We start from the raw sequence: 13,924 nt of genomic DNA on the forward strand, positions 1-13,924 counted from the left end.
ACAGGGCGCGCGGCACTGTAACCCGATCAACACCGGCGCGCGAGTGGATTACTCAGCGGCGCCTGCTTCAGCTTCTGGTGCAACGCGTGGAGCGTGAACGTTGGCAACAGCTTTGTCATCACCGTGGGCCAGAGCGACGAACTCTACGCCTTTCGGAGCTTTCAGGTCCGACAGGTGGATGATGGTGCCGATTTCAGCCTTGGCCAGGTCAACTTCGATGAACTCTGGCAGGTCTTTGGCTTCGCAGGAAACTTCGATCTCGGAAACGACGTGGGAGATCTCGCCGCCTTTCTTGACCGGCGCTTCTTCGCCGACGAAGTGAACCGGAACCTTGGCGGTCAGCTTCTGGCCAGCAACGACGCGAACGAAGTCGGCGTGCATGATGAAGCCTTTGGCCGGGTGGCGCTGCATGGCCTTGACCACGACGTTCTGCTTGGTGCCGTCGACGTTCAGTTCGATCACGTGGCTGAAGGCAGCTTCGTTTTCGAACAGCTTGGCGATTTCCTTGGCCACGATGGTCAGGGATTGGGCTTCTTTATCGCCACCGTATACAACGGCCGGGATGTTCAGCGAGTGACGCAGGCGGCGGCTCGCACCTTTCCCCAGGTCAGTACGCGCTTGGGCGTTCAGAGTGAAATCAGTCATTTTGTTTCTCCAAAATAGCCCCCCGAGGGCGTTTGCGACCAGCGCCAACGGGGATGGCAAAAAAGCCCCGCCCCAACGAATGCTGGGGCGGGGCGCTTCACATCAACACGGGTTCCGCTTAGCGGAACATCGCGCTGATCGATTCTTCGTTGCTGATGCGGCGTACCGCTTCAGCGACAACCGGTGCGATATCCAGCTGGCGGATACGGTCACAGGCTTGAGCAGCGGCGGACAGCGGAACGGTGTTGGTCACCACCAGCTCGTCCAGTACCGACTTCTCGATGTTCTCGATCGCGCGGCCCGACAGGACAGGGTGCGTGCAATAGGCGTAAACCTTGGCAGCGCCGTGTTCTTTCAGGGCCTTGGCCGCGTGGCACAGGGTGCCGGCGGTGTCGACCATGTCGTCTACCAGGATGCAAGTGCGCCCTTCGACGTCGCCGATGATGTGCATGACCTCGGAGTGGTTAGCCTTTTCACGGCGTTTGTCGATGATACCCAGATCGACACCCAGGGACTTGGCGACGGCACGTGCGCGCACGACACCACCGATGTCCGGGGAAACGATCATCAGGTTCTCGAAACGCTGGTCTTCGATATCGTCAACCAGTACGGGCGAGCCGTAGATGTTGTCGACGGGGATATCGAAGAAGCCTTGGATCTGGTCAGCGTGCAGATCGACGGTGAGTACACGGTCGATACCGACGACAGTGAGCATGTCAGCGACGACTTTGGCGCTGATGGCTACACGTGCCGAACGCGGACGGCGGTCCTGGCGGGCATATCCGAAGTAAGGAATCACGGCGGTGATTCGGGATGCTGAGGAGCGGCGGAAGGCATCGGCCATCACTACCAGTTCCATCAGGTTATCGTTGGTCGGGGCACAGGTCGGCTGAATAATGAAGACGTCTTTACCGCGGACATTTTCATTGATCTCAGTGCTGATCTCGCCGTCGGAGAATTTACCGACAGAGACGTCACCGAGAGGGATATGCAGCTGACGTACGACACGCCGAGCCAGATCGGGGTTAGCGTTCCCCGTAAAGACCATCATCTTGGACACGCGCAGTACCTGAAGGCTGAGGGTATACCTGGATGAGTATAAGGAAAATGGCAGGGGCGGCTGGATTCGAACCAACGCATGGCAGGATCAAAACCTGCTGCCTTACCGCTTGGCGACGCCCCTGTATCTGTTGCTGCGAGCGCTAGGCACTCGACTTCTTGACCAGACTTTGCAGCTTGCGATGCAACATCGAAACATTGCTTCCTTTCGCCACAAACCCTGTTTGGGTCACTGAAAGAAGGGCCAGAACTTTATCAGCTTCGGCTTTGCTTGGGAAGGCCCCAAACACACAACTTCCAGTTCCGGTAAGCCGAGCATCTGTGAATTTACCCAATGAATTCAACGCATTGCGAACTTCTGGGTAACTCTGCTCTACCACCGGTTGGCAGTCATTTCGACTGTTTCCCTCGGGAACGGGGCGCATCTTAAGGGGGAGGGAATCACGTGTCAACTGCGGATGTGAAAAAATTTCTACTGTGCTGACAGACACTTGCGGCACCAGCACGACATACCAGGGCTCGTGCGGGTCGACCGGGGTGAGTTGCTCGCCCACGCCCTGGGCGAAGGCGGCGTGGCCGCGCACGAATACCGGCACGTCGGCACCCAGCGTCAGGCCCAGCGCTGCCAGGCGATCTTCGTCCCAATCCAGTTGCCACAGGTGCGCCAGTGCCAGCAGGGTAGTGGCGGCATCCGAGCTGCCGCCGCCGATGCCGCCGCCCATGGGCAATACCTTGTTCAGCCAGATGTCGGCGCCCAAGCGCGTGCCGGACTGTTCCTGCAACTTGCGCGCGGCGCGCACGATCAGGTTGCTGTCGTGGGGCACCGCCGCGATTTCGGTGTGCAGGTGAATGACGCCATCGTCACGCACGGCGAAGGTCAGCTCGTCGCCGTGGTCGAGGAACTGGAACACGGTTTCCAGCTCGTGGTAGCCGTCGGGGCGGCGGCCGATGATGTGCAGCCACAGATTCAGCTTGGCCGGGGCGGGCAGGGTAAGTTCGTGCATGGCTCAGTGCCCCAGCTGGCGAGGTTGCCAGTCCTTGACCACCAGGGTCACGTCCAGGTCCTTGCCGTGCAGCTTCAGGCGCTCGGGCAGCCAGTAGCCGTTCTGCTCGGTGTAGCTCAGGTACTGCACCTGCCAGCCATCCTGCTCGAGGCTGGCCAGGCGGCTGTCGCCGTCCAGGGTCAGCTTGCTCTTGCTGTCGGGGGCGGGCAGGCCGCGGACCCACCAGACCAGGTGCGACACCGGCAGTTGCCAGCCGAGCTGTTCTTCCAGCAGCGCCTCGGGGCTGGTGGCTTCGAAGCGGCCCTGGTTGGCCACTTCCAGCACCACGCCGCCGGGGCGGCCGGTCAGGCGTGCGGCGCCACGGCCGAGCGGGCCGGCCAGGCGAATGTCGTAGTAGTCCTGGCGTTGCAGCCAGAACAAGGTGCCGCTGCCGGAGTCGCGCGGGGCGCGGATGCCGACCTTGCCGTTGATCTGCCAGCCGTCGAGGCTGCTCAACTGCTCTTTATGGGCACGCCACTGCTGTGGGTCGCCGTGGCCCTGCAGGGCTTCGCGGCTACCGAAGCCGGCACAGCCGGCCAGCAGGGCAATCAGGGTGAAGGTGATGCAATGGCGCAAGAACATGGCGTTAAAGGGTCTCGGATCCGGTCAGGCGCAATACCGTCTTGCGCAGGATAGGGCTGTCTGGCTGGGCCTCGAAGGCCTTGGCCCAGACCTGGCGGGCTTCGCGGCGCTTGCCGTTGGCCCAGAGGACTTCGCCCAGGTGGGCGGCCACTTCATGGTCGGGGAAGCGCTCCAGCGCCTGGCGCAGGTAGCGTTCGGCTTCGTCGAGGTTGCCCAGGCGATAGGCGACCCAGCCGAGGCTGTCGAGCACGGCGGGGTCGTCCGGGGTGAGCTGGTGGGCCTTGTCGATCAGCGCCTTGGCTTCGGCATAGCGGGTGGTGCGGTCTGCCAGGGTGTAGCCCAGGGCGTTCAGGGCCATGGCGTTTTCCGGCTCGCGGGCGATGATGGCGCGCAGGTCTTTCTCCATCTGCGGCAGGTCGTCACGCTTTTCGGCCAGCATGGCGCGGGTGTAGAGCAGGTTGAGGTCGTCCGGGTAGTGCTGCAGGGCTTGCTGCAGCACCTGGTTGGCCTGGGCGTCCTTGTTGTTGTTGCTGTAGCTCTCCGACTCGATCAGGTAGAGCTGGACGGCGATCTCCGGCTGCGCTTCGCGGGCAGCGGCGAGCTGACGCGAGGCTTCGGTGCCGCGGCCGTTGGCGATGAGGATGTCGGCCTGGCGCAATTGCGCCGGCAGGTAATCGGGGCCGGGGCCGACCAGGGCATATTCGCGCAGGGCGCCCGCCGGGTCGTGGCGTTCCTCGGCGATACGGCCCAGGTTCAGGTGCGCGGCATCGACGTTGCTGTCGCGTTCGATCAGCTCGCGCAGGTGGCTCTCGGCCTCGTCCCAGTCCTTGTTCTCCAGGCACACCAGGGCCAGGGAGTAACGCAGCTCGTCGTCATCGGGGTATTCCTGCACCAGGCTGATGAACTCGGCCTTGGCGTCGGCCATGCGGTCCTGTTCGACCAAGGTGCGCGCGTAGGTCAGGCGCAGGCGCTTGTCGTCGGGGTTGTCGCGGATCGCCCCGCGCAGCAGCGGCAGTGCCTCGGAGCCGCGGTCCAGGGCCTGGAGCAGGCGGGCGCGGAGCAGGATCGGGGCGATTTCGCCATCATTCGATGGGTGTGCTTCGAGCAGCTCCAGGGCCTCTTCGGCCTTGCCGTCTTGGTTCAACAGCAAGGCTTTGCCGAACACCAGTTGGCTGTTGTCCGGGTATTTGACCAGCAGGCGGTCGAAGCTTTGCATCAGGCCGTCGCGGGTGCTCTGGTCGGTTTCGGCGGCCGACAGGGCGAGGAAGTCGAAGTGGGTGTCGCCTTGGCCCTGCAGCACCTTCTCCATATAGGTCATGGAGTCGTCGTAGCGGCCGGCGCGCGCCAGCTGGATGGCGGCGGCGCGCTGGGCGTCGAGGTTCTGCGGGTCGTTGCGGGCCCAGACCAGGGCATTGTCCAGCGCCGGCTCATCGGCGCCGAGGTACTCGGCGATGCGGTAGGCGCGCTCGGACACGCCGGGGTCCTGGGTCTTGGCGGCCTGGTCGGTGTAGTTGGCCAGGGCGATGTCGAAACGGTTGCGCTGCCCGGCAAGCTCGGCGACCAGCAGGCTGTACAGCGTGTCTTGCGTGAACGACCCATACACCACGGGCTTTTGCGCCTCGCCTTTGCCGGCCTCGGCGACGGGAGGCTCGGCACTTTTCGGGGCCAGGCTCTGGCAGCCCTGGAGCAGGGCGAAGGCAAGCAGCAATGCGTAAGGTCTGTTCATATAAGGAGGCTTAGAAGACTTACCGGCGGTCGGAGCATGATGACACAAGCGCGGGGGCAAACCCACCTGCGAAGGTCGTGGTTTACAGCGCGGGGCTGTAAGGCTCGGACCATGCTGGGGGGTGGAGGTTCTGAGGATTTGGCCGAAGAGGGGAGGCCAGAGAGTGAGGTTGGCAGGCTTTGTTAAGGCGAGCGTGCAATTGCCCATGCTTGGCCCGCTCGCCTCTTTTCACTAATGCATTAGCCTCGTTCGAAATACCTTGTGAGACCTTCGAGAATTATCAACGATAGAATAGATAGCATCAGGGTGTACCAGAAAAACAGGAGCAGGCGTTTGGTTCTCGGGGGAATGCTTTGGATGTCAGTGGGGTCCGCCAAGTTACGGCGTATGTAAAAGTTTGGCGTTGATAGCATGCCGGCGATCATGCAGAGTCTCATGCACTTGCCAAGCATACCTGCCGGGGAATATAGCGAGCGGTTTCCTTGTACGAACTTGCAGTTGGTTAGCTGGGACTCAATGGTTTCAATGTGTCGGCATGCGATGCAGGAAAGCGCAGCAAGGCTAATCAATAGCGAGGCCAATGTCAGGAATGAAATGATCATCCACAGTGCACTTGTCATTTTTCAACAGCCTCGTACAAGAATTCTCCAAGCCTTGTCGCCTTTCCCTTGGCGGTCTCAGGTTCTGAGGGATTGCTCGACGTCGTAAGCCTTATACAGCGCCTTTTTGCCGGGGTGGTGATAATGCGCTGGGGTACAAGAAGCTCGTAACATATTCGATTAATTCAGAGTGAAATACAAAGTGGCTCGAAAGCAGGCTAACGCAAGCAGCAATGTACACAGGATGTACCAAGTTGCGATAAGGGGTTTCTTTAGGCGGGGTGGCATGTTTTGGAAGTCATTCAGATCAATTAATCCTCGCCGAGCGCACAGGTTGGGTGCAATTAGCGAGAAAGAAATCATACCAATGCGCATCAGCTTTCCGAGTATGCCTGTAGCTGAGTAGGCTAATTTGTTATCGCGAACCATTTTGCAATTGGAGAGTGATGACTCAATTTCATCAAGATGGCGAAGCGCGATATAGGTGATTGCACACATGGTTCCTCCTAATGGTGCAATTATTAAGAAGCCGATCACCGCGGTTAGTTCTCGAGTCATTCTATGAATTTCTCATAAAGGTAGTCAGCCATTACCTCAAATCCCATACCGCCCGCTTCGCCTCCTGCCATGCCCCCTATCGCGCCACCCACCACGCCACACGCGAGCACGCCAACCCCGCCGCTAGGTATACCCAAAACAACGCTGCAACCAAACATTGCAGCTGCCCCTGCGACATAACCGCCGGCGCTGCCGCCTGCCAGGCTACCTACCAGTGAACTACTTTCAACCTACTTTGCTCTTCTGCATTCATCCTCTCGTCCAGAGGAGCATGCGTGTTGAATTTCCATTCCTGTAGCTGAAATATCAAGCGCAATGCCGATGTAGGTGCCTCTTTTGACAAGTGTGGCGGCCTTGGCGACTCCTGCTACCTTATCGGCATACCCAGCAATTTCCCCTGTATGCAGGTAGCGCTTAGTGGAAATGGCCACCGCCCTTTTGATCGACCCTCTATTTCGCAGCCCTGCCCCGAAGGCCGCAATCTTGCTCAATTGTTCATCCAGCTTCATGAACAGCGCCGCGCGCCTTGCATGATTACACAAGCGCGGGGGCAGACCCACCTGCGAAGGTCGTGGTTTACAGCAATCAGGTGCAAGGGGCGGACAGCAGGAGTGGGCGATAGGTTCGGTTTCAATCTCGGGGCTTATGCCTGGGGTTGAGAGTTGGTTTTCAAAGGCCTTGATGATGGTCGGCAAAATAGAGGCATGCTCTAAATAATAAAAGGGCGAAAAAGAGTGCTAAACACACAACGACGAGTCTGCTAAGAGACTTCTTCGTATGGCTGGGTACTTGGTTTACTTCCCTAATGTCCACGAGGCCTTTGCGTGCGTAGGCTTTAGGGAAGGCCAGTATTAGAGAAATTGTGCCGAATCGAAAAACTTTCCCGATAAAGCCAAGCTCGGCGTATATTTTTTTATTATCGCTGATGAGTTTGCAGTTGGTTAACTGTGACTCAAGTTTTTCTGTCAGGCGATGGGCTAGATAAAGTGTCATGGACATAGATATGAATATTGCGGTGAGGAGTATGAAGAATGCCGCTCCCAATATGTCATGCGCTGGGGTCAATTGATCACCCGCTCATAAAATAAATCACCCATGAATTCTCCTCCACTGCTTCCGAGCTCCCCGCCTAGCATCCCCCCAAAGGTGCCGCCCGCTACACCACAAGCGATCATCCCAAGTCCACCTGATGCGATTCCCAGAACCACGCCGCAAGCGGCTACGCCCAAGAGGTTGCCAGCATATGCGCCAATCACGCCTCCACCCACGCTGCCTGCCAATGAACTGATCTCCACAATTTTAGCTTTTCGGCATTCTTCCTCTCTCCCTTCTGTACAGGCCTTATTGATTGATAGACCTGTACTCGCTACCTCCAGTGCAATGCCAATGTAGGTACCTTTTTTTATCAGTTTGGCAGCCTTGCTCACGCCAGCAACCTTGTCCGCATACCCTGCAATCTCCTGCGAATTCAGGTAACGCTTCGTGGAGATCGCCAGCGCCCTTTTGATCGACCCTCTATTTCGCAGCCCTGCCCCGAAGGCTGCCATCTTGCTCAATTGTTCATCCAGCTTCATGAACAGCGCCGCGCGCTTTGCATAAAACGAGTCGCGCGCCTTGAGTGTGCCGGAGCCGAGATACTCCTTATGCAGCTTTTCAATCTCCAGCAACGTGCCCTGAATGGCGTTCAGGTACCTGCTCCAGCCATCACTGACGACGCCCGCGCCCATTGAGGCGTGGGCGAGCAGGCTCTTGAGCAGTTCGAAATTCTCTAGAAAGAATTGGTCCGCGCCCTGGCCGCTGCGCATCAAACCCATGTGCGTGACGGAGGCCTTGGACATCAGAAAGGCCTCATGGCTGGTACACGAGGGCGTTGACCAATCCCCCATGATGACCAGTTCGCCGCTTTTGACCACGGTGTTGTAGATATGCGAATTCAACACATCGAACTTGCTGGCAGCATGCCCGGTCAGGGCAAGGCCGGCCTTGAGCGTGTGGTAGTTCTGCATCCTGGGGTTGATGTACGCGCGGGCTTGGGTCATGGCGTTTTCCTCACGCGTATGTCTTGTTGCCGATGCGGTCCCAGCCGCCGGCGATGTTGCCGCCGCCGGAGCCGTCGATGCGTTTCTGCTGGGTATAGGTGGTCTTGATCCTGCCGTAATCAAGTTGCACCACTTCTATCGGCACGCCATCGGCAGCGCTTTGGGTGTAGTCCGCAATGATCACTTCTTCGAGGATGATTTCGTAATACTTGAGTTTGTCGCCGCCAGCCCGGCAAAGTGCGAGTTTGACTTCCTTGAGATGTTGCCCCGCACAACTGGCTTCCATCAGTTTGCAACTGGCGCTGTCGAGAAACTTGGTGAAGGTGAAATGGCTGACGGCGGTGCGGCCTGAGGTGGCACCACCGGCGGAACTTGCCGTAGCAGAAGTGCTTTGGCTGACACCGAACTGATAGCCGTCAACTTCGATCCATTTGGTGTATTTGTCATCCAGTGCTTCGCCTGGGATGCCGTCGATTTTCAAATAGGCGTCAAAAGCCATGCTTACCGCTCCTTGGCAATCATTGAATATGAAGGTTTATGGGCTGGCGGGAGGTTGAACCCGGTCAGTGAGCGGCAAGGCTAGGCATCGAATGGGAATGGGGCAATAGCTGGGGCTTTGTTTCAGAAATGGACTACAAGCTAATGGATAAAATCGCGATGCATGTGTCGAAAGTTTTCATTGCACGGCTGATTTTGTAGGAAATATTCCCTCGCTCGACGCGGATCATGTGGGAGCTGGCTTGCCAGCGATCACTGGCGAAGCCGGTGCCAGGGACCGTGGTGCTCGCATCGCCGGCAAGCCGGCTCCCACAGGATGAAGGGGGCCGAAGGGGTGATGCTGGCACCGCCCAGGCAGGTGCTATCAGCCCAATAGCGAACGGTGGTTGTTCTAAAACCTGCGAAAGAGGACAATTATCGGCTTCCCGTCACAACCAGCGACCTTGCATGGCCTTTCTTGCACTTGGTATCAACCATAAGACTGCCTCGGTAGACGTACGCGAGCGCGTGGCGTTTACCCCAGAGCAGCTGGTCGACGCCCTGCAGCAGCTCTGCCGACTGACCGCCAGCCGTGAGGCGGCGATCCTGTCCACCTGCAACCGCAGCGAGCTCTATATAGAGCAGGACCACCTGTCTTCCGACGCTGTGCTCAAGTGGCTGGCCGAATACCACCGGCTGAGCCTGGACGAGCTGCGCGCCAGTGCCTACGTCCACGAGGAGCACGACGCCGTCAGGCACATGATGCGGGTGGCTTCGGGCCTCGACTCGCTGGTGCTCGGCGAGCCGCAGATCCTCGGCCAGATGAAATCGGCCTATGCCGTCGCGCGTGAGGCCGGCACCATCGGCCCGCTGCTCGGGCGCCTGTTCCAGGCCACCTTCAGCGCCGCCAAGCAGGTGCGCACCGACACCGCGATCGGCGAAAACCCGGTGTCGGTGGCCTTCGCTGCGGTGAGCCTGGCCAAGCAGATCTTCAGCGACCTGGGCCGCAGCCAGGCGCTGCTGATCGGGGCCGGCGAAACCATCACCCTGGTTGCCCGCCACCTGCATGAGCAGGGCGTGCGCCGCATCGTCGTGGCCAACCGCACCCTGGAGCGGGCCAGCACCCTCGCCGAGCAGTTCGGTGCCCATGCCGTGCTGCTGGCCGATATTCCCCAGGAACTGGCCCACAGCGACATCGTCATCAGCTCCACCGCCAGCCAGTTGCCGATCCTCGGCAAGGGCGCCGTGGAAAGCGCGCTGAAGCAGCGCCGGCACAAGCCGATCTTCATGGTCGATATCGCCGTGCCGCGCGACATCGAGCCGGAAGTCGGCGAGCTCGACGACGTCTACCTGTACACCGTCGATGACCTGCACGAAGTGGTCGCGGAAAACCTCAAGAGCCGCCAGGGCGCGGCCCAGGCTGCCGAAGAGCTGGTGTCGGTAGGCGCCGAGGACTTCATGGCGCGCCTGCGCGAGCTGGCCGCGGTGGACGTGCTGCGCGCCTACCGCCAGCAAAGCGAGCGCCTGCGCGACGAAGAACTGCAAAAGGCCCAGCGCCTGCTGGCCAACGGCGGCAACCCCGAAGACGTACTGGCCCAACTGGCCCGGGGGCTGACCAACAAACTCCTGCATGCGCCCAGCGTGCAACTGAAAAAGCTCTCGGCCGAGGGCCGCCTCGATGCGCTGGCCATGGCCCAGGAACTCTTTGCCCTCAACGAGGGCTCGACGGACAAATCCCCGCAATGAAAGCGTCGCTGCTGAACAAACTGGACACGCTCCAGGACCGCTTCGAGGAACTCACCGCGCTGCTTGGTGACGCCGAAGTCATATCCGACCAGACGCGCTTTCGCGCCTATTCGCGCGAATACGCCGAAGTAGAGCCGGTGATCGGCGCCTACCAAGCCTGGCGCAAGGTGCAGGACGACCTCGAGGGCGCCCAGGCGCTGCTCAAGGACGCCGACCCCGACCTGCGCGAAATGGCCGTGGACGAGGTGCGCGAAGCCAAGGAACAGCTGCTTGGCCTGGAGTCGCAGCTGCAGCGCATGCTGCTGCCCAAGGACCCTAACGACGGGCGCAACGTGTTCCTGGAAATCCGCGCCGGCACCGGTGGCGACGAGGCGGCGATCTTCTCGGGCGACCTGTTCCGCATGTATTCGCGCTACGCCGAGCGGCGTGGCTGGCGCCTGGAGATTCTTTCGGAGAACGAAGGCGAGCACGGCGGCTACAAAGAGATCATTGCCCGCGTCGAAGGCGACAGCGTGTACGGCAAGCTCAAGTTCGAGTCTGGCGCGCACCGTGTGCAACGGGTGCCGGAAACCGAATCCCAGGGCCGCATCCACACCTCGGCCTGCACCGTGGCGGTGCTGCCCGAGCCTGACGAACAAGTGGCCATCGAGATCAACCCGGCCGACCTGCGCGTGGACACCTACCGCGCCTCCGGTGCCGGCGGCCAGCACGTCAACAAGACCGACTCGGCGATCCGCATCACCCACTTGCCTACCGGCATCGTGGTCGAGTGCCAGGAAGAGCGTTCGCAGCACAAGAACCGTGCGCGCGCCATGTCCTGGCTGTCGGCCAAGCTCAACGACATGCAGACCAGCGCCGCGCAGAACGCCATCGCCAGCGAGCGCAAGCTGCTGGTGGGGTCGGGTGACCGCTCCGAGCGCATCCGCACCTACAACTACCCACAGGGCCGGGTCACCGACCACCGCATCAACCTGACCCTGTACTCCCTCGACGACATCCTCGCCGGGGGCGTGGACGCCGTGATCGAACCTTTGCTGGCCGAATACCAGGCCGACCAACTGGCCGCCCTGGGGGACTGATGACCATCATTGCCAGCTTGCTGCGCAACGCGCAGTTGCCAGACTCGCCGACCGAGCGCCTGGATGCCGAACTGCTGCTGGCCGCTGCCATTGGCAAGTCGCGCAGCTACCTGCACACCTGGCCCGAGCGCATCGTCAGCAGTGAAGATGCCGACACCTACGCCGGCTACCTGGCGCGCCGCCGCGGCGGCGAGCCTGTGGCCTACATCCTCGGGCAGCAGGGCTTCTGGAAGCTCGACCTGGAGGTGGCGCCGCACACGCTGATTCCGCGCCCCGACACCGAATTGCTGGTGGAAACGGCGCTCGAGCTGCAGCCGGCGGCCCCCGCGCGGGTGCTCGACCTTGGCACTGGCACCGGAGCCATCGCCCTGGCCCTGGCCAGCGAATGCCCGGCCTGGCAGGTCACGGCCGTGGACCGGGTGGACGAGGCGGTGGCCCTGGCCGAGCGCAATCGTCAGCGCCTGGGCCTTGGCAATGTGCAGGTGCTGGCCAGCCACTGGTTCGGCAACCTGGCCGGCCAGCGCTTCGACATGATCCTGAGCAACCCGCCCTACATCGCCGCCGAAGACCCGCACCTGGTCGCTGGCGATGTGCGCTTCGAGCCCAGCAGCGCGCTGGTCGCCGGGGCCGACGGCCTGGACGACCTGCGGCTGATCGTCAGCCAGGCGCCAGGTTACCTGTTGCCAGGGGGCTGGCTGCTGCTCGAACATGGTTACGACCAGGCCTCGGCGGTGCGCGAACTGCTGGCCGGGCAAGGTTTCATCGAGGTTGCCAGCCGCACCGACCTTGGCGGCCATGAACGTATTTCCTTGGGGCGTCTGCCATGTTGAGCGATCAGGAACTGTTGCGTTACAGCCGGCAGATTCTGCTGGCACAGGTCGATATCGACGGCCAACTGCGGCTCAAGCGCAGCAAGGCGCTGATCGTCGGGCTGGGCGGGCTCGGCTCGCCGGTGGCGCTGTACCTGGCCGCGGCGGGTGTGGGTGAACTGCACCTGGCCGACTTCGACACCGTCGACCTGACCAACCTGCAGCGCCAGGTCATGCATGACAGCGACAGCGTGGGCATGAGCAAGGTGGACTCGGCGCTGCAGCGCCTGCAGGCGATCAACCCCGAGATCAGCCTGGTGGCCCACCGCCAGGCGCTGGATGAAGATTCCCTGGCCGCCGCCGTGGCGGCGGTGGACCTGGTGCTCGACTGCTCCGACAACTTCGCCACCCGCGAGGCGGTCAACGCCGCCTGTTTCGCCAAGGGCAAGCCGCTGGTCAGCGGCGCGGCGATTCGCCTGGAAGGGCAGTTGTCGGTGTTCGACCCACGGCGTGACTACAGCCCTTGCTACCACTGCCTGTATGGCCATGGCAGCGAAGCCGAGCTGACCTGCAGCGAGGCAGGGGTGATCGGCCCGCTGGTCGGCCTGGTCGGCAGCCTGCAGGCGCTGGAGGCGATGAAGTTGCTGGCCGGTTTTGGCGAGCCGCTGGTGGGCCGGCTGCTGCTGATCGATGCCCTCGGCACCCGCCTGCGCGAGCTGCGGGTCAAGCGCGACCCGGCCTGCGCCGTGTGCGGGCAGCGCGATGCTTGAGCGCTCGGCGCCGGTCGGCGTGATGGACTCGGGGGTCGGCGGCTTGTCGGTACTGGCCGAGATCCAGCGCCTGCTGCCCAACGAATCGCTACGCTACGTGGCCGATTGCGGCCATGTGCCCTATGGCGAGAAATCCCCGGAGTACATCCGCGAGCGTTGCCGGCGCATTGCCGAATTCTTCCGCGCCCAGGGGGCCAAGGCCCTGGTGTTGGCCTGCAACACGGCGACAGTGGCGGCGGCGGCCGACCTGCGTGAGCGCTACCCCGACTGGCCGCTGGTGTGCATGGAGCCTGCCGTCAAGCCGGCTGCCGCTGCCACCCGTACTGGCGTAGTCGGGGTACTGGCCACCACCGGCACCCTGCAAAGCGCCAAGTTTGCAGCGTTGCTCGACCGTTTCGCCAGTGATGTGCAGGTGGTCACCCAGCCCTGCCCAGGGCTGGTCGAGTTGATCGAGACGGGCGACCTGGACAGCGCGCCGTTGCGCCAGCTGCTGCAAGGCTATGTGCAGCCGTTGCTGGCCGCCGGTTGCGACACGCTGATCCTCGGCTGCACGCACTACCCCTTCCTGCGCCCGCTGCTGGCGACCATGGTGCCCGCCGATGTGGCGATCATCGACACCGGTGCGGCCGTGGCGCGCCAGCTGCAACGCCTGCTGGCCGCCCGCGACCTGCTGGCCGAAGGGCCCGCGCAGCCGGCGGCGTTCTGGAGCAGTGCCGAGCCTCGGTCGCTGAGCAGCGTCCTGCCTGTGCTGTGGCATGAAGCGAGCCCGGTGCAGCGCTTCGAGCAATAGCA

13 protein-coding genes and 1 tRNA gene are annotated in these 13,924 nt (G+C 61.7%); 5 read left to right on the forward strand and 9 right to left on the reverse strand.

Features of this window, described 5'->3' with window-relative positions; genetic code table 11:
- Positions 1–48: 48 nt before the first annotated feature.
- The 9 genes from ACIPG5_RS11170 to ACIPG5_RS11210 all read right to left on the reverse strand — a co-directional run bounded on the left by ACIPG5_RS11170 (position 49) and on the right by ACIPG5_RS11210 (position 8,750).
- Positions 49–645, reverse strand: coding sequence for a 50S ribosomal protein L25/general stress protein Ctc (locus ACIPG5_RS11170; protein ID WP_176512174.1), 597 nt, complete (start codon positions 643–645; stop codon positions 49–51).
- Positions 646–763: 118 nt separating this feature from the next.
- Positions 764–1,705: a ribose-phosphate pyrophosphokinase gene (locus ACIPG5_RS11175; protein ID WP_003247410.1), complete on the reverse strand. Its 942-nt coding sequence runs from the start codon at positions 1,703–1,705 to the stop codon at positions 764–766.
- 48 nt (positions 1,706–1,753) lie between these two features.
- Positions 1,754–1,828 (reverse strand) — tRNA-Gln (locus ACIPG5_RS11180).
- Positions 1,829–1,847: 19 nt separating this feature from the next.
- Positions 1,848–2,708, reverse strand: coding sequence for a 4-(cytidine 5'-diphospho)-2-C-methyl-D-erythritol kinase (gene ispE / locus ACIPG5_RS11185; protein ID WP_176512173.1), 861 nt, complete (start codon positions 2,706–2,708; stop codon positions 1,848–1,850).
- 3 nt (positions 2,709–2,711) lie between these two features.
- Positions 2,712–3,329 (reverse strand): lipoprotein insertase outer membrane protein LolB, encoded by a 618-nt coding sequence (gene lolB / locus ACIPG5_RS11190; protein ID WP_176512172.1) that lies wholly within the window; start codon positions 3,327–3,329, stop codon positions 2,712–2,714.
- Positions 3,330–3,333: 4 nt separating this feature from the next.
- Positions 3,334–5,055 carry a tetratricopeptide repeat protein gene (locus tag ACIPG5_RS11195; protein ID WP_401374971.1) on the reverse strand — a complete coding sequence of 574 codons (1,722 nt, stop codon included), beginning with the start codon at positions 5,053–5,055 and terminating at the stop codon, positions 3,334–3,336.
- 1,387 nt (positions 5,056–6,442) lie between these two features.
- Positions 6,443–6,721: a hypothetical protein gene (locus tag ACIPG5_RS11200; protein ID WP_401374973.1), complete on the reverse strand. Its 279-nt coding sequence runs from the start codon at positions 6,719–6,721 to the stop codon at positions 6,443–6,445.
- Between the two features lie 552 nt (positions 6,722–7,273).
- Positions 7,274–8,251, reverse strand: a complete 978-nt coding sequence (locus tag ACIPG5_RS11205) for a hypothetical protein (protein WP_401374976.1) — start codon at positions 8,249–8,251, stop codon at positions 7,274–7,276.
- Positions 8,252–8,261: 10 nt separating this feature from the next.
- Entirely contained in the window at positions 8,262–8,750 is a 489-nt protein-coding gene (locus tag ACIPG5_RS11210; RefSeq protein ID WP_401374979.1) for an Hcp family type VI secretion system effector, read from the reverse strand.
- Between the two features lie 446 nt (positions 8,751–9,196).
- Here ACIPG5_RS11210 and hemA point away from each other — a divergent pair, with 446 nt between their 5' ends.
- The 5 genes from hemA to murI are packed head-to-tail and all read left to right on the forward strand — an operon-like array spanning position 9,197 to position 13,922.
- Entirely contained in the window at positions 9,197–10,474 is a 1,278-nt protein-coding gene (gene hemA, locus ACIPG5_RS11215; protein ID WP_176512170.1) for a glutamyl-tRNA reductase, read from the forward strand.
- Positions 10,471–11,553 (forward strand): peptide chain release factor 1, encoded by a 1,083-nt coding sequence (gene prfA, locus ACIPG5_RS11220; protein WP_176512169.1) that lies wholly within the window; start codon positions 10,471–10,473, stop codon positions 11,551–11,553. Before hemA ends, prfA begins: the two co-directional genes overlap by 4 nt.
- Positions 11,553–12,383, forward strand: coding sequence for a peptide chain release factor N(5)-glutamine methyltransferase (prmC, locus tag ACIPG5_RS11225; RefSeq protein ID WP_286914220.1), 831 nt, complete (start codon positions 11,553–11,555; stop codon positions 12,381–12,383). The genes prfA and prmC overlap by 1 nt, the downstream gene beginning before the upstream one ends.
- On the forward strand, positions 12,377–13,132 hold the full coding sequence (locus ACIPG5_RS11230; protein ID WP_176512167.1) for a molybdopterin-synthase adenylyltransferase MoeB: 756 nt from the start codon (positions 12,377–12,379) through the stop codon (positions 13,130–13,132). The genes prmC and ACIPG5_RS11230 overlap by 7 nt, the downstream gene beginning before the upstream one ends.
- Positions 13,125–13,922, forward strand: a complete 798-nt coding sequence (gene murI, locus ACIPG5_RS11235; protein ID WP_176512166.1) for a glutamate racemase — start codon at positions 13,125–13,127, stop codon at positions 13,920–13,922. Before ACIPG5_RS11230 ends, murI begins: the two co-directional genes overlap by 8 nt.
- Positions 13,923–13,924: the final 2 nt, after the last annotated feature.

This window comes from Pseudomonas sp. NPDC087029 (genome assembly GCF_044745345.1).
GTDB classification, from domain to species: domain Bacteria; phylum Pseudomonadota; class Gammaproteobacteria; order Pseudomonadales; family Pseudomonadaceae; genus Aquipseudomonas; species Aquipseudomonas faucium.